Origin of the sequence: Streptomyces griseocarneus (assembly GCF_014655595.1) — a bacterium.
GTDB classification, from domain to species: domain Bacteria; phylum Actinomycetota; class Actinomycetes; order Streptomycetales; family Streptomycetaceae; genus Streptomyces; species Streptomyces griseocarneus.
In genome coordinates this window covers 193,005-212,061 of sequence record NZ_BNBL01000004.1, presented here as the reverse complement: position 1 = coordinate 212,061, position 19,057 = coordinate 193,005, and the positions used below count along the sequence as shown (strand labels likewise).

Below are 19,057 nucleotides of genomic sequence, written 5' to 3'. Positions count from 1 at the left end.
GGCATACCGTACCCGGCGCGATGGGCGCCTTCCGGGCGCCACCGTCACCCGATATACGACCGGTACAGACGACGGCGCTCAGCGGAAGCGGCGGGTGAGCCGGATCACTTCTCCGTGGCGAGCACCGCCTGCATCACGCTCTTCGCGATCGGCGCGGCGAGCTTGCCACCGGCGATGTCGTCGCGGACGGTCTCCGAGCCCTCGATGACGACGGCGACGGCGACCGGCGAGCCGTCGCCGGTCTTCGCGTAGGAGATGAACCACGCGTAGGGGTTGCCGCTGTTGTCGACACCGTGCTGGGCGGTACCGGTCTTTCCACCGACCGTGACGCCGTCGATCTGGGCCGCGGTTCCCGTGCCCTCCTTGACCACCGTCTCCATGATGCTCTGCAGCTTCTGCGCGTTCGCGGCGGAGAGCGGCTGGTTCATCTGCTTGGGCTGGTGGTGCTCGATGACGTTGAGGTTCGGGGCGCGCAGCTTGTCGACCATGTACGGCTCCATGAGCTTGCCGTTGTTGGCGACGGCCGCGGCCACCATGGCCATCTGCAGCGGGGTGGCGCGGTTGGAGGCCTGGCCGATGCCGGCCATGGCGTTCTGCGGACGGTTGTCCTTGGGGTAGACGCTGGGAACGGCGCGCACGGGCGTGTCGACCGGCTTGTTGAAGCCGAACTTCTCCGCCGTCTCCATCATCTTCTTGTTGCCCAGGTCGGCGCTGACCTTGCCGAAGACGGTGTTGCACGAGTACTGCAGGGCCACGCGCAGCGAGGCCTCCTTGCAGGGGATCTTGCCCTCGTTCTCCAGCGCCACCCGGGTGTCCGGCAGGATCCACGGCAGCGGCGAGTCCGTCTTGGCGTCCACGTCCTTGTACAGGCCGTGCTCCAGCGCCGCGGCGGCCGTGACGACCTTGAAGGTCGAGCCCGGCGGGTAGGTCTGGCGCAGCGCCCGGTTGAGCATGGGCTGGTTCTTGTCGTCCTGCAGGTCCTTCCACGCCTTCTCGTCCTGCGCCCCCGCGATCTTGGAGGGGTCGTACGAGGGGGTGGAGGCGAGGGCGAGGATCTTGCCCGTGCGCGGGTCGATGGCGGCGACCGCGCCCTTCTTGTCGCCGAGGCCCTTGAAGGCGGCCTCCTGGGCCTTGCTGTTGAGGGTGGTGATCACGTCACCGCCCTTCTTGCCCTTGCCGGTGATCATGTCGACCGTGCGGTTGAAGAACAGCCGGTCGTCGTCGCCCGTGAGGACCTTGTCCTCGAGCTTCTCGATCTGGTTGGCGTCGAACACCTGCGAGCTGTAGCCCGTGACCGGGGCCCACATCTCGCCGTTCTTGTAGGTGCGCTTGTACTTGAAGTCGATGCCGCCGGTCTCCTGGGAGCCGGTGACGGCCTGCCCGTCGACGATGATGTTGCCGCGGGGCTGGCTGTAGCGGGCGATGGTCACCCGGCGGTTGTGCTTGTTCGACTTGAGCTCGTCCGCCTGGACGAACTGGATCCAGTTGTCCCGGATCATCAGCGCGAGGACGAGGAGACCGCAGAAGATGGCGATCCGGCGCACGGGCTTGTTCACGGGCGGACCACCTGGGTCATCTCGGCGTCGGGGGACGGGGCGGGGGCGGGCGCGGGACGCCGCGCGGTGTCACTGATCTTGATCAGGACGGCGATCAGGGCCCAGTTGGCGATGACCGACGAACCACCCTGCGCCATGAACGGCATGGTCATGCCGGTCAGCGGGATGAGGCCCATGACGCCGCCGGCGACCACGAAGACCTGGATGGCGAAGGCGCCGGACAGGCCCGTCGCGAGCAGCTTGCCGAAGGGGTCGCGGGCGGCCAGCGCGGTGCGCACGCCGCGCTCCACGATCAGGCCGTAGACCAGGAGTATGGCCATGACGCCCGCCAGGCCCAGCTCCTCGCCGACCGTGGCCAGGATGAAGTCGGAGTTGGCGGCGAAGCCGATGAGGTCCGAGTGGCCCTGGCCCCAGCCCGTGCCGAAGACGCCGCCGGAGCCGAACGCCATCAGCGCCTGGGCGATCTGGTCGGAGCTGCCGTCCTTGAACGCGTCGAAGGGGTGCAGCCAGGCGGTGACGCGCTCCTGGACGTGGTGCTCGAAGGTCGACACGGCGACCGCGCCGACGGCGGACATCAGCAGACCGAAGACGATCCAGCTGGTGCGCTCGGTCGCGACGTAGAGCATCACGACGAACATGCCGAAGAACAGCAGCGACGTACCGAGGTCGGTCTCGAAGACCAGGATCAGGATGGAGAACGCCCAGACCGCCAGGATCGGGCCGAGGTCACGGCCGCGGGGCAGGTACAGGCCCATGAAGCGGCGGCTGGCCAGGGCCAGGGCGTCGCGCTTCACCATCAGATAGCCGGCGAAGAAGATCGCCAGGACGATCTTTGCGAACTCACCCGGCTGGATCGAGCCCAGGCCCGGGATGGTGATCCAGATGCGCGCGCCGAACTTCGCGGGGAAGAACATCGGGGCGACCAGCAGGATCAGCGCCGCCACCATGGAGATGTAGGTGTAGCGCTGGAGGATGCGGTGATCCTTCAGCAGGATCAGCACGGCCACGAACAGCGCGATGCCCAGCGCCGAGAACATCAGCTGGTTGGTGGCGCTGGCCGTGAAGAACTTCCGGGCCTGCAGCCGCGGCGACTGGTCCAGCCGCCAGATGATGACCAGGCCGATGCCGTTGAGGAACGTGGCCAGCGGCAGCAGCAGGGGATCGGCGTACCTGGCGAACTTGCGCACCACCAGATGCCCGACGCCCGCCATCAGGCCGAGGCCGAGGCCGTAGCCGAGCAGGCCGGACGGCATCTCGCCGTCCATGGCCAGGCCCACGTTGGCGTAGGCGAAGCAGGGGATCAGCACGGCGAAGGCCAGCAGCGCGAGCTCGGTGTTGCGCCGGCTCGGCGGGCCCTCGGTGCTGATCGTCGTCGTGTTGGTGGTGTTGGGCATGTTCGGCATGGGTGAAATGGCTGACATGGCTTGATGGCCCCCTACGGCTTCACTGCGATGCGCTGCTGCACTGCGGGACCAACTTCTGCTCTTCCTCGCTGAGGGTGGGGCCCGGGGACGGTGCCGGGGTGGCCTGGACGGCGTTGTTGCGGGTCTCGGCGGCGCCCGGTTCCTTGCTGGCGCCACCGGTGCGGTCGCTGTTCTGCTTCTCGCTCTCCCGCTGCTGCGCCTCGGCCTTGCGGCGCTCGTCCTCCTTCTTGCACGCGCCGGCGAGCGTGCCGAGCTCCTTGGCCTTCTGCAGGGCCTGCTCGCGGCTGCCGACCGTGATCGTGTCCACCACGCGGCTGCGCTGGTCGACCGGGAGGTACTTGAGTTCGATCTCGGGGTGGTCCTGGTAGAGCTTGCTGAGGCTCACCCACGCCAGGTCCTGGTTGATGCCCTGGTAGACGGCCACGTGGTCGTTGTCCTTGGCGCCCACGTAGTACTGGGTCTGGGTCCACTGGTAGCCGCCGTAGAGGCCGCCGCCGACGAGACCCAGTGCCAGCACGATGATCAGCGACCGCTTGAGCCACTTGCCCTTGCGCTGCGGCTTGACGAAGTCCGCGTCCGAGAACGGGCCGAAGGAACCGTCCGGCACGCCGCCCATCCCCGCCTCGCCGCTGCCGGGCGGGCCGAAGCCGCCCGAGGCGTCCTGGGGAGGTACGGGCCGGTGGGCGCGGGCGTGCTCGGCGGCCCGGCCGGCCGGGGTCTGCATGGCGCCGTTGTCGCCGAGCTGCATCTGGTTCTCGGCGACCGCGCCGACGATCACGGGCGTGTCGTTGATCTGGCCGGCCATGGTGTCACCGCCGTCGACGTCGAGGACGTCGGCGACGATGCAGGTGATGTTGTCCGGGCCGCCGCCGCGCAGGGCGAGCTGGATCAGCTCCTGGATCGTCTCGTGCGGGCCCTGGTAGCTGGCGAGGGTCTCCTCCATCGTCTGGTGGCTGACCACGCCGGAGAGCCCGTCGGAGCAGATCAGATAGCGGTCGCCGGCCCGCACCTCGCGGATCGAGAGGTCCGGCTCCACGTGGTCGCCGCTGCCCAGCGCGCGCATCAGCAGGGAGCGCTGCGGGTGGGTGGTGGCCTCTTCCTCCGTGATGCGGCCCTCGTCGACCAGGCGCTGCACCCACGTGTGGTCCTGGGTGATCTGCGTCAGCACGCCGTCGCGCAGCAGGTACGCGCGGGAGTCGCCGACGTGCACCAGGCCCAGCCGCTGACCGGTCCACAGGAGCGCGGTCAGGGTGGTGCCCATGCCCTCGAGCTGGGGGTCCTCCTCGACCATGACGCGCAGCTGCTCGTTGGCGCGCTGCACGGCACTGCCGAGGGAGGTGAGGATGTCGGAGCCCGGGACGTCGTCGTCGAGCGTGACCAGAGTGGAGATCACCTCGGAGGAGGCGACCTCGCCGGCGGCCTGGCCGCCCATGCCGTCGGCGATGGCGAGCAGGCGGGGGCCGGCGTAACCGGAGTCCTCGTTGCCCTCCCGGATCATGCCCTTGTGCGATCCGGCGGCGAAGCGCAGTGACAGACTCATGCGCACCTCGCCCGTCGGCTCCGGGTACAGCCCCTTCCCAGCCACGCTGCCCACCCTCCGGTCGTCATGGTCCTACTACTTCCGCAGCTCGATGACGGTCTTGCCGATGCGGATCGGCGCGCCGAGCGGGATCGGGGTCGGAGTGGTCAGCCGGGTCCGGTCGAGATAGGTGCCGTTGGTCGACCCGAGGTCCTCGACGATCCACTGGCCGTCGCGGTCGGGGTAGATCCTGGCATGCCTGCTGGAGGCGTAGTCGTCGTCCAGGACGATCGTCGAGTCGTGCGCGCGGCCGAGGGAGATGGTCTGGCCCTGCAGGGCCACCGTGGTGCCGGTGAGGGTGCCTTCGGAGACCACCAGCTTCGTGGGCGCGCCGCGCCGGCCGCGGTCCGCGCGGCGGCCGCCGGCCTGCGGCGGCTGCTGCTGGCGCTGCTGCGGCGGCGCGGCCTGGGCGCGCTGGGCGCGACCGTCGCCGGCGCCGCCCCGGCGCGAGCCGCGCTGGGTCACGCGGGTGCCGAAAAGATCACTGCGAATGACCTGTACGGCCACGATGACGAACAGCCACAAGACGGCGAGGAAACCCAACCGCATGACCGTGAGGGTCAGCTCTGACATTGCCCCCGCTTCACCCTTCGGCTTGCCGATAAACGATGGTGGTGCTGCCCACGACGATGCGTGAGCCGTCGCGGAGCGTAGCGCGCGTGGTGTGCTGCCCGTCCACCACGATGCCGTTGGTCGACCCCAGGTCCTGGATCGTCGCGGGGGTGCCGACCCGGATTTCGCAGTGCCGGCGCGAGACGCCGGGGTCGTCGATGCGTACGTCCGCTTCGGTGCTGCGGCCCAGCACGAGGGTGGGCCGCGAGATTTGGTGACGGGTGCCGTTGATCTCGATCCAGCGGCGCGTCTGGGTGCCCGGCACGGCCCCCGGCCCCGGACCGCCGGAGCGCGGCAGGGGGCGGGCGCCGGGCGGCGGCGAGGTGGGCATGGGCGGCGCGCCCGCGGGGGAGGCGTAGCCGGCCCCGCTGGTGACGGCGCCACTGCCGCGCGGGGCGGCCTGCGGCCGGCCCTGCGGGTCCTGCGACTCGCTGGAGGCGAGGGTGCGGCTGCGGACCCGGTACAGACCGGTGTCGAGGTCGTCGGCCTTCTCCAGGTGGACCTTGATGGTCCCCATGAAGGTGTACCGCTGCTGCTTGGCGTAGTCGCGGACCATGCCGGACAGCTCGTCGCCGAGCTGGCCGGAATACGGGCTGAGCCGCTCGAAGTCCGGGGCGCTCAGCTCCACGATGAAGTCGTTCGGGACGACGGTGCGGTCGCGGTTCCAGATGGTCGCGTTGTTGTCGCACTCCCGCTGGAGTGCGCCCGCGATCTCGACCGGCTGCACCTCGGACTTGAACACCTTGGCGAAGGTGCCGTTCACGAGACCCTCGAGTCGCTGCTCGAAGCGCTTCAGTACTCCCACGGGGCACCTCCTTCCCTCAGTGACGTCTCTGATGCTCAGTGTCGTTCCTGATACTGCTTACTGATCGTATCCACGCGTCGGGAAAACAGCTGGTTCCCCTTCGGCGCCATGAGTGACGAGTGTCGCCTTGCTCGGCCGCCCACATCGCCCACGGGGGATCGTAGAGCCGCCTTGATGTCAGTGTCCCGCAACCGGAGCCCTCCTCGCGGCCCCCCGGAGCACGGGCCAGCGGCAATGGGTGTGAAGGCACCCTCCGGGCCGTGCTAATGTTCTGCATGTCGGAAGGCGGACGGACACGAACCGGGCGGAAACGCCGGGGGAACGGTCCCAAACCGGAAGACGCACCCATGCGCGGGTGGCGGAATAGGCAGACGCGCTGGATTCAGGTTCCAGTGCCCGAAAGGGCGTGGGGGTTCAACTCCCCCCTCGCGCACCATACGATGCGGCCCCTCCAAGTGACGAAAGTCACCTGGAGGGGCCGTTTCGTCATGTTCGTCATGTCCGCGCGCGCCTGGCGGGCTCCGGCCCGATGCGGGCCGGGAGCGCCGCCCGCGTCGTCCCGCCCCGGTGCCGGGCCGTCCGTACGCCTGCGATGCCCGGCAGGGCAGGCAGAGATTGCCTCCGCGGAGTCCCGGGGGCGGAGAGTGACGATCACCACGATGCCGTCCCGGGCGTTCGTCCGACAGGCCGTCCACTGATTCCTGAGCCACGACCGCAGTGCCCGGGGTGAGTTGATCCGGCCACCGGGCGGCTCCGCCCGCGTGGGGGTGGGGCGGGGCGGTGCGCCGGTGTGGTCCGGCGCGCTCCTTCGGCCGGGGTGGGCAGGCGGTACCGTCAGGGCACGTTGACGCCGGTGACGCCGCGCGGGGGAAGGTGCCGTGCCGTGGTGGAGGGGGAGGTGGCGGCGCTATGACGCGACTGCCGTACGTACCTGGGTTCGCTCGTCCGGTGGCCGAGGGGGTTGCGCGCAAGGGGGGCAAGGCCGCCGGGAAGGCGCTGCGGGAGCGGGTGCCCCGGGGTGCGCACGCCGACTGGAAGCCGGGTGACTCCCGGCCCGGCGCGGTGGAGTCGGTCGAGGCGGGCAACGCCGGGCGGCTGACGGAGCTGACGCCGATACGCGTGGGCCGCATGGCCGCCTCGCCGTTCGCCTTCCTGCGCGGCTCGGCGGCCCTGATGGGCCACGACCTCGCGGACACGGCCGTCACCGGAGTGGGCGCGCAGTTGTGCGGCGACGCGCACGCGGCCAACTTCGGGCTCTACGGCGACGCCCGGGGCGAGTTGATCATCGACCTGAACGACTTCGACGAGACGCTGCACGGGCCGTGGGAGTGGGACGTCAAGCGGCTCGCCGCGTCGCTGGTGCTGGCCGGGCGGGAGGCGGGGGCGGACGAGGTCACCTGCCGGGAGGCGGCGCGCGACGCGGTGGGGGCGTACCGGCACACCATGCGGCTGCTGGCCCGGATGCCGGCCATAGAGGCGTGGAACGCCATCGCCGACGAGGAACTCGTCTCCCACGCGGACGCCCATCAGCTGGCCGGAACGCTGGAACGGGTCGTGGAGAAGGCCCGGCGCAACACGAGCGCGCGCTTCGCGGCCAAGGCCACGGAGAAGGACGGCGCGGGCGGCCGGCGCTTCGTGGACGCGCCGCCGGTGCTGCGCCGGGTCCCGGACGGCGAGGCGGCGGCCGTCGCCGCCGCGCTGGGCGCGTACACGCGGACGCTGCCGCCCGACCTGCTGCCGCTGCTGGCGCGGTACGAGGTGCAGGACGTGGCGTTCCGCGTGGTGGGCACGGGGAGCGTGGGGCTGCGCTCGTACGTGGTGCTGCTGCTCGACCACCGGGGCGAGGCGCTGGTGCTCCAGGTGAAGGAGGCCCGGCCCTCGGTGCTGCTGCCGTACGCCCGCGCGGCGGGCTTCGCGTCGCCCGATGACGGGCACGAGGGGCGGCGCGTGGTGCTGGGGCAGAAGTCGATGCAGGTGGTCAGCGACGTGCTGCTGGGGTGGACGACGGTCGAGGGACGGCCGTACCAGGTGCGGCAGTTCCGCAACCGCAAGGGCAGCGTCGACCCGGCGGCCCTGGCGAGCGACGAGATCGACGACTACGGGCGCATGACCGGCGCCCTGCTGGCCCGGGCGCACGCCCACAGCGCGGATCCCCGGGTGATCGCCGGCTACTGCGGCAGGAGCGAGGAGCTCGACGACGCGATCGCGGCGTTCGCCGTGGCCTATGCCGACCGTACGGAGGCGGACCACGCGGAGCTGCTGGCCGCGGTGCGTGCCGGGCGGCTGGCGGCCGAGATGGGGGTCTGACCAGGGACCGGGGCCGTCCCGGGGCCCTGTGGCGGGAAGCCGTGCCCGGGGCCGGCGGGCACCTCGTACGCTGGGCGGGTGATGAACCCGGAAGCTGAGCAGAGCGCCGACCCCGGATCCGCGAGCCCCGGCCCCGCCGATCCCGGCCCCACCGAGAGCACCGCGCGGCTGGAGAAGGCCGTACGGGCCGCCGAGCAGGCGCTGATCGAGTTCGAGATCGCGGTGGAGACCTTCCGGGTGGAGGTGGAGAACTTCTCCCGCCTGCACCACCAGCGGCTCGGGCCGATGTACGCCCGCCTCGACGAGCTGGACGCGCTGATCGCCGAGGCGGTCGCCGCGCGCACGGGCGACGCGGAGGACCAGCGGCGGGCGCGCGAGGCGCGGGGGCTGGTGCAGCCCATGCCGGGGGTCGACGAGCTGTTCGGCGGCTGGATGGACGGCGAGGGGCTCTCGCCGGAGGCGACGGCGATGCTGACCGAGAAGCCGGTGCAGCCCCCCAAGCGGGTGCGGCCCAGCGACGAGGCCCGCCGGTCCTACCGCGAGCTGGTCCGCAAGGCCCACCCGGACCTGGCGCTGGACGAGGCGGACCGGGTGCGCCGCGAGGCCTTCATCGTGCGGGTCAACGCCGCCTACGGCGAGGGCAACGAGGCGCTGCTGCGGGAACTGGCCGAGGAGTGGGCGGCCGGGCCGGTGCCCGCGCAGCGGCGGCCCAGCCACAGCGAGGAGCTGTACGCCCGGCTGGAGTGGCTGGCCGAGCGCAAGGAACTGCTGTCGATGGTGGCCGCCGACCTGGAGTCCTCGGCGATCGGCGCGATGATCAAAATGGCGCCGGACGACCCGGACGGGCTGCTGGCGGAGATCGCCGACGGCCTGGTGTCCCAGATCGCCGAGCGTGAGGCCCATCTGGCCTCGCTGGTCGGGTAGCGTCGGGGTCATGGTTTTTGGTTCCGGGATTCCCACGGTCGGCGTCGACGCTCTCGCGTCGGACGATTTCCTGCTGGACGTGCGGGAGGACGACGAGTGGCAGGCGGGGCACGCCGAGGGCGCCCTGCACATTCCCATGAGCGACTTCGTGGCGCGCTTCGGTGAGCTGACCGAGAAGGCGCCCGAGGGCGGCCGCATCAACGTCATCTGCCGGTCCGGCGGCCGCTCCGCGCAGGTCACCGCCTATCTGGTGCAGCAGGGCATGGACGCGGCGAACGTCGACGGCGGGATGCAGACTTGGGAGGCCGTCGGCCGCCCGGTCGTGGCCGGCGACGGCACTCCCGGCACGGTCATCTAGCCGTAGTCATCCGGTCAGCCCGTAGTCATCCGGTCCGTCGGGGGGTGGGCGGCCAGCAGGTCGCCCAGGGCCTCCTCGTGGGCGGCGGCCGGGCCGAGCGAGAGCTCGAGCTGCTTGGCCCACGCGTGATAGCGGTGCAGGGCGTAGTCGGTGTCCGCGCCGAAGCCGCCGTGCAGATGCTGTGCGGTCTGGACGACGCGGCGTACGCCCTCCGCGGCCCAGACCTTGGCGACGGCGATGTCGGCCGCCACCGGCAGCGGGCCCGGCGCCCCCGACTCGAGGCGCCAGGCGGCCTGCCAGAGCGTCGCCTCCATCGAGCGCAGGTCGATGTAGCGGTCGGCGGCCTGGACCGCCACCGCCTGGAACGTGGCGATGGGGAAGCCGAACTGCTCGCGCTTGCTCGTGTACGCCCCGGTCATCGCCGCGGCGGCCTCCCCCAGGCCGAGGGCCAGGGCGCAGGTGCCGGTGGCCAGCAGGCCGCGCAGCCACTCCCACGCGCCGTCCGCGGTGATCAACTCGTCGTCCCGGACGCGTACGGACTCCAGCGCCACCTGTGCGTACCGCTCGCCGCTGGTGGAGACCTGGTCGGCGAGCCCCACTCCGGGGCGGTCCGGCGGGACGAGGGCGAGGACCGTGCGGCCGTCGGCGGTGTGGGCGGGGAGCAGGACGCGGTCGGCGCCCTGGGCCCAGGGGACGGCCGTCTGCAGTCCGTCGAGGAGCCAGTGGGCCCGGCCGTCCGGGCGGGCGGAGACGGCCAGCTCGGCCCCGTCATGGCCGGTACGGCCGCTGGCGGCGACGGTCACGACGAGCTCGCCCCGGCCGATCGCGGGCAGCAGACGGTCCGCCCCGGCGGCGCCGTACCTCCGCAGGGCCAGGGCCGCCGCGCCCGTCTCCAGCAGCGGAACGCGCGCCAGCACCTTCCCGGCCTCGCGCAGCACCAGACACAGGGCGATCGGCCCGAGCCCCGCGCCGCCGTGGTCGGCCGGGACCGTCAGGCTCAGCAGGCCGGAGCCGGCCAGCCGGCGCCACAGGTCGCGGTCGAAGTCCTCGGCGACGGCGCCCGGCACCAGCGCCGGACTGGGCACGGCGTCGGGGGAGACCCCGGACAGGACGGCCTGCGCCGCCTCGGCGGCGGCCTGCTGTTCCTCGGTGAAGGTGAAGTCCACTGCCCGGCCCTCCGCTCGCACGCCCACTGCATCTGACGGTTCGTCAAGTTAGGGCAGTGCGAGGGAATTGGGAACGTCAGCGGTCGAAGTCCAGCTCCACCTTCTCCGTGGCCGGATGCGACTGGCAGGCCAGCACGTACCCCGCGTCCAGCTCCTCCCGCTCCAGCGCGAAGTTCCGGTCCATCCGCACCTCGCCCGACACCAGATACGCCCGGCACGTCCCGCACACCCCGCCCTTGCAGGCGTACGGGGCGTCGGGGCGGTTGCGCAGCACCGTCTCCAGCAGCGACTCCCCGTCCCGCACCGGCCAGCTTCCGCTGCGCCCGTCCAGCGTCGCGGTCACCGCGCTGTGCTCCGGACCGCGCGGCGCACCCGCCCCGGCCCGTGGCCCGGACGGCGCGTCCTCCACGTGGAAGATCTCCTCGTGGATGCGCTCGCGGGCGACTCCCAGGGCGCGCAGCGCCTGCTCCGCGCCCAGCACGAGGCCGTGGGGGCCGCACAGGAACCAGCCGTCGACGGTGTCCACCGGCAGCAGCGCGGGCAGCAGCCGGGTCAGCCGCTCCTCGTCGAGCCGTCCGGACGCAGGTCCGGCCTGCTGCTCCTCGCGGGAGAGCGTCTGGACGAGCTGGAGGCGGCCGGGGTAGCGGTCCTTGAGGTCGGCCACCTCGTCCAGGAACATCGTGGACGCCGTCGTGCGGTCGCTGCGGATCAGGCAGAACCGGGCCCCGGGCTCGCGGGCCAGCAGCGTGGAGACGATGGACAGCACGGGCGTGATGCCGCTGCCGCCGACGATCGCGGCGAAGTGGCCGGGGCGTGGCTCGAGCACGAACCGCCCGGCGGGGGCCATCACCTCGACCGTGTCCCCGGGAGCCAGCTCCTTGAGCGCGTAGGTGGAGAACACGCCGCCGTCCACCAGCCGCACCGCCACCCGCAGCGTCCGCGGTCCGTCGGCGCCGGGCGCCTGGCCGCAGATGGAGTACGTGCGGCGTATCTCCTGGCCGTCCACGCTCCGGCGCAGAGCCAGGTGCTGGCCGGGGGCGTGGCGGAAGTCCTCGCGCAGCGCGGGGGGCACGGCGAGGGTGACGGCGACCGAGTCGTCGGTGAGCGGGTCGACGGCCGCCACTCGCAGGGAGTGGAAGGCGCCATGGCGGGCCGCTGCCATCTACAACTCCTTGAAGTGGTCGAACGGTTCGCGGCATGCCTCGCAGCGGCGCAGGGCCTTGCAGGCGGTGGAGGAGAAGCGGCTGAGCAGTGTGGTGTCGGTGGATCCGCAGTGCGGGCACCGGATGGTGAGGTCGACCGGCACCGGGCCGCTCGCCGGGCCCGTCGGCCTGGGCGGGGCTATGCCGAACTCGGCCAGTTTGCGCCGTCCTTCGGCGGTGATGTCGTCCGTGGACCAGGCCGGGGAGAGGACCGTGCGGACGGTCACCTCCTCCTGCCCCCGCTCGCGCAGCACGTGCTCGATGTCCGCCGACATCGCCTCTATGGCGGGGCAGCCGGTGTACGTGGGGGTGAGCTCCACCTCCACCCGGCCGGGGCCGGTGACGTGCAGGCCGCGCAGCACGCCGAGCTCGGCGAGGGTGAGCACCGGCAGCTCGGGGTCGGGGACGGCTCCGGCCAGCTCGCGGAGCTCTTCCTCGAGGGGGGTGGGGCCGAGGGATGAGGGGCCGATGGGCGTGGGCGTGGTCACCATGTCGCCCCCGGGTGGCTGCGGTGCAGGTGCTGCATCTCGGCGAGCATCCTGCCGAACGGTTCGGTGTGGATGCCCTGCCGGCCGGCGCCGGCCGTCCACGCGCCGAGCTGGGGGCCGGCGGGCAGGGTCAGCGTGGCGCGGGCCAGGACGTCGGTCACGGTGGTCAGCCAGCCGTCGCGCAGCGCGGTCCAGTCGACGGGCAGGCCTTCCACCGGCTCGAAGAGCTCGCCCGTGTACCGCCAGAGGGTGTCCAGGGCGCGCTGCATGCGCTCGTGGCTCTCGGGCGTTCCGTCGCCGAGGCGCAGCGTCCAGTGCTCCGCGTGGTCGCGGTGGTAGGCGACCTCCTTGACCGCCTTCGCCGCGACCGGGGCGAAGGCCGACCGGCCCTCGCTCGCCAGCTGTCCGTACAGCAGCTCCTGGTAGGCGGAGAAGAAGAGCTGGCGGGCGATGGTGTGCGCGAAGTCGCCGTTGGGCTGTTCGACGAGCTGGACGTTGCGGAAGGCGCGTTCCTCGCGGAGATAGGCGAGTTCGTCCTCGTCGCCCTCGAGCGAGAGCAGCACGCGGGCCTGTCCGAGCAGGTCCAGGGCGATGTTGGCGAGGGCGACCTCCTCCTCGAGCACGGGCGCGTGCCCGGCCCACTCCCCCAGGCGGTGGGAGAGCACGAGGGCGTCGTCGCCCAGAGCCAGTGCGGCCGTCACAGGTGCTGCACCCCCTCGGGGATGTCGTAGAAGGTCGGGTGGCGGTAGGGCTTGTCGGCGGAGGGCTCGAAGAAGGGGTCCTTCTCGTCGGGCGAGGAGGCGGTGACGGCGGTGGAGGGCACCACCCAGATCGAGACGCCCTCGCCGCGCCGGGTGTACAGGTCGCGGGCGTTGCGCAGGGCCATCTGCGCGTCGGGCGCGTGCAGGCTGCCGGCGTGGGTGTGCGACAGGCCGCGCCTGCTGCGCACGAACACCTCCCACAGCGGCCAGTCGGTGCCGGTCATGCGCTTGCCTCCCCATGCCTGGCCGCGTACGCCGCGGCAGCCTCGCGCACCCAGGCGCCTTCCTCATGGGCCCGCCGGCGCTGGGCGAGCCGCTGGTCGTTGCAGGGGCCGTTGCCCCGGAGCACCTCGTGGAACTCGTCCCAGTCGATGGGGCCGAAGTCGTAGTGCCCGCGCTGTTCGTTCCATCGCAGGTCCGCGTCGGGGAGGGTCAGCCCGAGTGACTCCGCCTGCGGGACACAGATGTCGACGAAGCGCTGGCGCAGCTCGTCGTTGGAGTGACGCTTGATCTTCCAGGCCATGGACTGGGCGGAGTGCGCGGACTCGTCGTCGGGCGGGCCGAACATCATCAGGGAGGGCCACCACCAGCGGTCCACCGCGTCCTGGGCCATGGCGTGCTGGGCCTCGGTGCCCCGGCTCAGGGCCAGCAGGAGTTCGTAGCCCTGGCGCTGGTGGAAGGACTCCTCCTTGCAGACGCGGACCATCGCGCGGGCGTAGGGCCCGTAGGAGCAGCGGCACAGCGGGACCTGGTTGGTGATGGCCGCGCCGTCGACGAGCCAGCCGATGGCACCGACGTCCGCCCAGGTCAGGGTGGGGTAGTTGAAGATCGAGGAGTAGCGCTGGCGGCCGCTGTGCAGCTTGTCGAGCAGCTCCTCGCGGCTGGTGCCCAGGGTCTCGGCGGCGCTGTAGAGATACAGGCCGTGGCCCGCCTCGTCCTGCACCTTGGCCATCAGGATCGCCTTGCGCCGCAGCGAGGGCGCCCGAGTGATCCAGTTGGCCTCGGGCTGCATGCCGATGATCTCGGAGTGGGCGTGCTGGGCGATCTGCCGGACGAGGGTGGCGCGGTAGGCGTCGGGCATCCAGTCGCGTGGCTCGACGCGCTCGTCGGCGGCGACGGCGGCGTCGAACACCGCCTCGAGCGCTCCTGCCTCCGGCGCAGTCGTGGTCATGCCGTGCCCCCTCGTGCTCGTGCTGCCGAATCTCCCTACCGACCGATCGTTCGGTTCAATGGTGGGGGGAGCCCAGGACCGTGTCAACCCTGTGGATAACCCGGGGGCGCTGTGCCTCGTGGGACGTCGTCGGTACGGTTCGGGTGCGCGCCGGAGACGGCGTGCACATGGCAGCAAGGCGCGGCACAGGGAAACGGGGCGGGTATGGAGACGGACGACGGACACGAGCGGCCCGGCGGCGACGCCGGACTCGAGGGGCTGTCCCTGCCCTCACGCGTCGTCGTCGCGGCCGGGGCCGCGCTGGTGGCGGTGGCCGCGGCGGTGCACCTGACGATGGTGTTCCTGCACGTGGCGCCCGCGAACACGGTCAGCAAGCAGCACGCGGCGGAGATCGACGACTACGTCCTCCCGGAGTTCGAACAGAACTGGAAGTTCTTCGCCCCCAACCCGCTGCAGCAGAACATCGCGGTCCAGGCCCGCGCCGAGCTGCGCGGTCCGGACGGCCGTCCGGTCGTCACCGGCTGGACGGACCTGTCCGCCCGGGACGGCGCCGCCATCCTCCACAACCCCCTGCCCAGCCACACCCGGCAGAACGAGCTCCGCCGCGCCTGGGACTTCTACGCCGGCACCCATGACGCCGGCGAGCAGCCGAACGGCCTGCGCGGCCGTCTGTCCGAGCAGTACATCCGCCGCCTCGTCGTCTCCCGGCTGGGCTCCGAGCGGGACGGCCGGCCGGTCGACCGCGTGCAGGTGCGGTCCGTGACCGTGCCCATCGCCCCGCCGCCGTGGAGCGATGAGAAGGCCGGCGCCAAGCCGGTCCAGCGGCTGCTGCCCTGGTGGCCGGTCACCACCGCCGACCTCGGGGAGGCGAAGAACCGATGAGCGTCTCCTCCCTCCAGCGCGGGCTCGCCCGCGTCACCGGCTCCTCCCTGGGCCCGTACCAGACCGCCGTCGTCCGCATCGGGCTGTCCTTCACCTGGCTGTGCTACCTGCTGCGCGAGTGGCCCAACCGCCATGAGCTCTACGGGCCCGACGCGCCCTGGAGCTGGGACCTGGCCCGGCAGCTGACCGCCGACAACCACGCCTTCACCCCGCTGATGTGGTCCCGGGGGAATCTGTGGTTCGAGACGGTCTACGCGCTGGCGATCGTCTCCAGCGTGCTGCTGATGCTCGGGTGGCGCACGCGCACCATGTCGGTGTTGTACATGCTCGGGGTGCTGGCGCTGCAGAACCGCAGCGTCTTCATCGGCGACGGCGGTGACAACGTCATCCATCTGATGGCGCTGTACACGGTGTTCACCCGCTGCGGCCAGGTCTGGTCGCTCGATGCCCGGCGCGCGCGCCGCGCCGGACGCGATGCGGATGCGGAGCGCGGTGCGGACCGGGACGTGCCCGGCGTCGTGTTGTGGGCGGCGTGCGGTCTCGCGCTCGTCGCCGCGCAGGTCCTCGGCGGGACCGGGCTGTCGTGGACCGCTCGCGGCCCGCTGCCCGGGATCGGCTGGGCGACCGCCCTGTGGGGGCTGTGGCTGGTGCACGGCCTGTGGTGGTTCGTCCGGCGCCACGCCCCCGGTGAGCCCCGGGCCGTGCTGGACACGCTGGCCCATCTGGCGCACAACGCCGCGCTGTTGGTGATCATGGCCGAGGTCTGCCTGATCTACGCCACCGCCGGCTGGTACAAGGTGCAGGGCGGGCGCTGGCAGGACGGCACCGCGCTCTACTACCCGATGCACCTCGACTACTTCTCGCCCTGGCCGGGGCTCTCCCACCTGCTCGCGAGCAGCGGGGTCGTGGTGCTGCTGCTGAGCTACGGCACGGTGGCCGCGCAGGTGGCGTTCCCCTTCACGCTGCTGAACCGGCGGGTCAAGAACGTCCTGCTGGCGGTGATGATGGCCGAGCACGTGGGGATCGCCGTGCTGCTCGGGCTGCCGTTCTTCTCGCTGGCGATGATCGTGGCGGACGCCGTCTTCCTGCCCACGTCCTTCCTGCGGCGGACGGGTGACGTGCTGCGGACGCTGGTATCCGGGGCCCGGCCCGCGCCGAAGCCGGAGCTCCCCGCCGGATCCCGGGCGGCCGTTCCCGGCATCCGCCGGGAGGCGCCGCCGGAGACGGAGAAATCCGCCCCGTAGGCTGAGGCGCATGACCGAGGACGACGCCAGGGCCGCCGCCGCGCTGCGGCAATGGGCGGCCACCGCCCCCGACGCCGTGCTGCTCGACGGCTTCCACGCGCTCAAGCACGCCCTGCGCTTCGGGGCCCCCGTGCGGGCGGCCGTCACCAGCGACAAGGCGGCCGCTCTGGCGCTCGCGGCCGATCTCGCCGGCGACCTGACGGACACCCTCGACCGGCTCCTGGTGGAGGTGCCCGCGCGGACGCTGCGCGAGCTCGTGCCCAGGATCCACCCGACGGGCGTGGCCGCCCTGGCCGACCGCCGGGACCGCACGGCCAACCTCGACGCCATGTCGCGGCTGCCCCGGCAGGCGCCCGTCGTCGTCCTGGACAACCCCCGCAACCTCGGCAACGTCGGTGCGGTCGTGCGCCTGGCCGCCGGGTTCGGGGCCGCGGGTGTGGTCACCACCGGCGACCTCGACCCCTGGCACCCCAACGCCGTGCGGTCGGGCGCGGGCCTGCACTACGCCACGGCCGTCGAGCGGCTGCCCCTGGAGGAGCTGCCGCCCGGGCCGCTGTACGTCCTGGACCCGGAGGGCGACGACATCCGGTCCGTCCCCCTCCCTGACGACGCGCTGATCGCCTTCGGCTCCGAACGGCACGGCATCTCGCCGGAGCTGAGGGAGAGGGCGACCCGGCTGGTCGCCCTGCCCATGCGGCCCCAGGTCTCCAGCTACAACCTCGCCACCAGCGTCGCCATGGCGCTCTTCCACTGGGGCGGCCCGGCACCGCTCTGACCGGATCAGGCCGGCCGGCGCACCTCCACGGTCCTGAAGCGCGTCGCGACGAACGCGCTGTCGCACAGGGCGGCGTTGGCCGCCGGGTTGCCGCCGGAGCCGTGGAAGTCGGAGAAGGCGGCCGTCTGGTTGACGTACACGCCGCCGGTGAGGTTGAGGGAGAGCTGGGCGCACTCCTCCAGACAGGCCTCCTCCACCAGCCGCTCGACGTCCGCCGAGGTGGTGTACGCGCCGACCGTCATCGCGCCCTTGTCGCGCACCGTGCTGCGCAGCAGCTCCACGGCCTCCGCCGCCGAGTCGACGGCGACCGCGAACGACACCGGGCCGAAGCACTCCGAGCGGTAGACCGCCTCGCTGTCCGGCTTCGCCCCGTCCAGCTTGACGATCACGGGTGTACGGACCGTGGCGCCGGGGAAGTCGGGGTTGGCCACGGACCGGGAGGCCAGCGCGACCTCGCCGAGCTGCGCGGCCGCCTCGAGGCGGGACTTCACCCCGTCGTTGACGATGGCGCCCAGCAGGGCGTTGGCCCGGGCGTCGTCGCCGAGCAGCTTGTCCACGGCGGTCGCCAGGTCGGCCACCACCTCGTCGTAGGTCTTGTGCCCGGCGTCGGTCGCGATGCCCTCGCGCGGGATGAGGAGGTTCTGCGGGGTGGTGCACATCTGGCCGCTGTAGAGCGACAGGGAGAAGGCGAGGTTGGAGAGCATGCCCTTGTAGTCGTCGGTGGAGTCGATGACCACGGTGTTGACCCCGGCCTTCTCCGTGAAGACCTGGGCCTGGCGGGCGTTCTCCTCCAGCCAGTCGCCGAAGGCGGTGGAGCCCGTGTAGTCGATGATGCGGATCTCCGGGCGCAGGGCCAGGGTCTTGGCGATGCCCTCGCCGTCCCGCTCGGCGGCCAGCGCCACCAGGTCGGGGGAGAACCCGGCCTCGCGCAGCACCTCGCGTGCGATGCGCACGGTCAGCGCGAGCGGCAGCACCGCGCGCGGGTGCGGCTTGACCAGCACGGCGTTGCCGGTCGCCAGGGAGGCGAACAGTCCGGGGAAGCCGTTCCAGGTGGGGAAGGTGTTGCAGCCGATGACCAGCGAGATGCCCCGGGGGACGGCCGTGAACTGCTTGTTCAGCTCGAGGGGATCGCGCTTGCCCTGCGGCTTGACCCACTGGGCGGACGCGGGAGCGGCGGTCTGGGCGTCGTAGGCGTAGGCGACGGCCTCCAGGGCGCGGTCCTGGGCGTGCGGGCCGCCGGCCTGGAAGGCCATCATGAACGCCTGGCCGCTGGTGTGCATGACCGCGTGCGCGAACTCGTGGGTGCGGGCGTTGATCCGCGCGAGGATCTCCAGACAGACCGCCGCCCGTACCCGCGGGCCGGCGTCCCGCCACGCGGGCATGGCCGCGCGCAGGGCCGGCAGCAGGACATCGATGTCGGCGTGCGGATACTCCACGCCCAGCTCCAGGCCGAAGGGCGAGAACTCCGTGGCCGTCCAGCCGTCCGTGCCCGGCTGGTCCAGCTCGAAGCGCTTGCCGCGCAGGGCGTCGAAGGCGGCCTGGCCCGCGGCGGCGTCCAGGCTCCCGGGCGCGCCCTCGGGGCCGTAGGCCTTGGGGTGCTCGGGGAACGGGGACCAGTACGCGCGCGTGCGGATGACGTCCAGCGCCTGGTCGAGGGTCGGGAGGTGCTTCTCGGTCAACTGGGCGGTGGTGAGTGCGGCGGTCACGTCTGACCAACTCCTCGTCGAGCGGGGCTCCGATACGGGGGACCGACAGATAACGGGGGACCGACAGCACCCCCGGTGGATACAGTAACCGAACGAT

Annotated in this window: 18 protein-coding genes and 1 tRNA gene; 7 read left to right on the top strand and 12 right to left on the bottom strand. The window is 72.1% G+C overall.

The window, feature by feature from the left end:
* Positions 1-104: 104 nt before the first annotated feature.
* The 5 genes from IE295_RS12445 to IE295_RS12425 all read right to left on the bottom strand — a co-directional run bounded on the left by IE295_RS12445 (position 105) and on the right by IE295_RS12425 (position 5,976).
* A complete protein-coding gene (locus IE295_RS12445; protein WP_190063656.1) occupies positions 105-1,556 on the bottom strand; it encodes a penicillin-binding transpeptidase domain-containing protein in 1,452 nt (483 codons plus the stop codon).
* Positions 1,553-2,950: an FtsW/RodA/SpoVE family cell cycle protein gene (locus IE295_RS12440; protein ID WP_190063655.1), complete on the bottom strand. Its 1,398-nt coding sequence runs from the start codon at positions 2,948-2,950 to the stop codon at positions 1,553-1,555. Before IE295_RS12440 ends, IE295_RS12445 begins: the two co-directional genes overlap by 4 nt.
* 49 nt (positions 2,951-2,999) lie before the next feature.
* The gene (locus IE295_RS12435; protein ID WP_190063937.1) at positions 3,000-4,520 is read right to left on the bottom strand and encodes a PP2C family protein-serine/threonine phosphatase; all 1,521 of its coding nucleotides are present in this window, start codon (positions 4,518-4,520) and stop codon (positions 3,000-3,002) included.
* Positions 4,521-4,595: 75 nt separating this feature from the next.
* Positions 4,596-5,132 (bottom strand): FHA domain-containing protein FhaB/FipA, encoded by a 537-nt coding sequence (locus IE295_RS12430; protein WP_190063654.1) that lies wholly within the window; start codon positions 5,130-5,132, stop codon positions 4,596-4,598.
* 10 nt (positions 5,133-5,142) lie between these two features.
* Positions 5,143-5,976 carry an FHA domain-containing protein gene (locus tag IE295_RS12425; RefSeq protein ID WP_190063653.1) on the bottom strand — a complete coding sequence of 278 codons (834 nt, stop codon included), beginning with the start codon at positions 5,974-5,976 and terminating at the stop codon, positions 5,143-5,145.
* 349 nt (positions 5,977-6,325) lie between these two features.
* On the opposite strand from IE295_RS12425, the gene IE295_RS12420 reads away from it, so the two are divergent.
* The 4 genes from IE295_RS12420 to IE295_RS12405 all read left to right on the top strand — a co-directional run bounded on the left by IE295_RS12420 (position 6,326) and on the right by IE295_RS12405 (position 9,565).
* Positions 6,326-6,412 (top strand) — tRNA-Leu (locus IE295_RS12420).
* 473 nt (positions 6,413-6,885) lie between these two features.
* A complete protein-coding gene (locus IE295_RS12415) occupies positions 6,886-8,283 on the top strand; it encodes a DUF2252 domain-containing protein (protein WP_190063652.1) in 1,398 nt (465 codons plus the stop codon).
* A gap of 81 nt (positions 8,284-8,364) precedes the next feature.
* Entirely contained in the window at positions 8,365-9,207 is an 843-nt protein-coding gene (locus tag IE295_RS12410; RefSeq protein WP_190063651.1) for a hypothetical protein, read from the top strand.
* A 10-nt stretch (positions 9,208-9,217) separates the two neighbouring features.
* On the top strand, positions 9,218-9,565 hold the full coding sequence (locus tag IE295_RS12405; RefSeq protein ID WP_190063650.1) for a rhodanese-like domain-containing protein: 348 nt from the start codon (positions 9,218-9,220) through the stop codon (positions 9,563-9,565).
* Between the two features lie 14 nt (positions 9,566-9,579).
* On the opposite strand, the gene IE295_RS12400 is transcribed toward IE295_RS12405, so the two are convergent.
* The 6 genes from IE295_RS12400 to paaA form a co-directional block, all read right to left on the bottom strand.
* Positions 9,580-10,731 (bottom strand): acyl-CoA dehydrogenase family protein, encoded by a 1,152-nt coding sequence (locus tag IE295_RS12400; protein WP_190063649.1) that lies wholly within the window; start codon positions 10,729-10,731, stop codon positions 9,580-9,582.
* Between the two features lie 76 nt (positions 10,732-10,807).
* Positions 10,808-11,893: a 2Fe-2S iron-sulfur cluster-binding protein gene (locus IE295_RS12395; RefSeq protein WP_190063648.1), complete on the bottom strand. Its 1,086-nt coding sequence runs from the start codon at positions 11,891-11,893 to the stop codon at positions 10,808-10,810.
* Positions 11,894-12,424 carry a 1,2-phenylacetyl-CoA epoxidase subunit PaaD gene (gene paaD / locus IE295_RS12390; RefSeq protein WP_190063647.1) on the bottom strand — a complete coding sequence of 177 codons (531 nt, stop codon included), beginning with the start codon at positions 12,422-12,424 and terminating at the stop codon, positions 11,894-11,896. It abuts the gene before it with no gap.
* A complete protein-coding gene (gene paaC, locus IE295_RS12385) occupies positions 12,418-13,122 on the bottom strand; it encodes a 1,2-phenylacetyl-CoA epoxidase subunit PaaC (RefSeq protein ID WP_190063646.1) in 705 nt (234 codons plus the stop codon). Before paaC ends, paaD begins: the two co-directional genes overlap by 7 nt.
* On the bottom strand, positions 13,119-13,406 hold the full coding sequence (gene paaB / locus IE295_RS12380) for a 1,2-phenylacetyl-CoA epoxidase subunit PaaB (RefSeq protein WP_190063645.1): 288 nt from the start codon (positions 13,404-13,406) through the stop codon (positions 13,119-13,121). Before paaB ends, paaC begins: the two co-directional genes overlap by 4 nt.
* Positions 13,403-14,353: a 1,2-phenylacetyl-CoA epoxidase subunit PaaA gene (gene paaA / locus IE295_RS12375; RefSeq protein WP_190063644.1), complete on the bottom strand. Its 951-nt coding sequence runs from the start codon at positions 14,351-14,353 to the stop codon at positions 13,403-13,405. Before paaA ends, paaB begins: the two co-directional genes overlap by 4 nt.
* A gap of 204 nt (positions 14,354-14,557) precedes the next feature.
* On the opposite strand from paaA, the gene IE295_RS12370 reads away from it, so the two are divergent.
* Genes IE295_RS12370 through IE295_RS12360 form a run of 3 tightly spaced genes read left to right on the top strand, consistent with a single transcriptional unit; the run spans position 14,558 to position 17,254 of the window.
* A complete protein-coding gene (locus IE295_RS12370) occupies positions 14,558-15,235 on the top strand; it encodes a DUF5819 family protein (RefSeq protein ID WP_190063643.1) in 678 nt (225 codons plus the stop codon).
* Positions 15,232-16,479 carry an HTTM domain-containing protein gene (locus IE295_RS12365; protein WP_190063642.1) on the top strand — a complete coding sequence of 416 codons (1,248 nt, stop codon included), beginning with the start codon at positions 15,232-15,234 and terminating at the stop codon, positions 16,477-16,479. Before IE295_RS12370 ends, IE295_RS12365 begins: the two co-directional genes overlap by 4 nt.
* Before the next feature lie 10 nt (positions 16,480-16,489).
* Complete coding sequence (locus IE295_RS12360; RefSeq protein WP_190063641.1) at positions 16,490-17,254, top strand: TrmH family RNA methyltransferase; 765 nt, start codon at positions 16,490-16,492, stop codon at positions 17,252-17,254.
* 5 nt (positions 17,255-17,259) lie between these two features.
* Here the strand turns inward: IE295_RS12360 and paaN are convergent, their stop codons facing one another.
* Entirely contained in the window at positions 17,260-18,960 is a 1,701-nt protein-coding gene (paaN, locus tag IE295_RS12355; RefSeq protein WP_190063640.1) for a phenylacetic acid degradation protein PaaN, read from the bottom strand.
* Between the last annotated feature and the right edge of the window lie 97 nt (positions 18,961-19,057).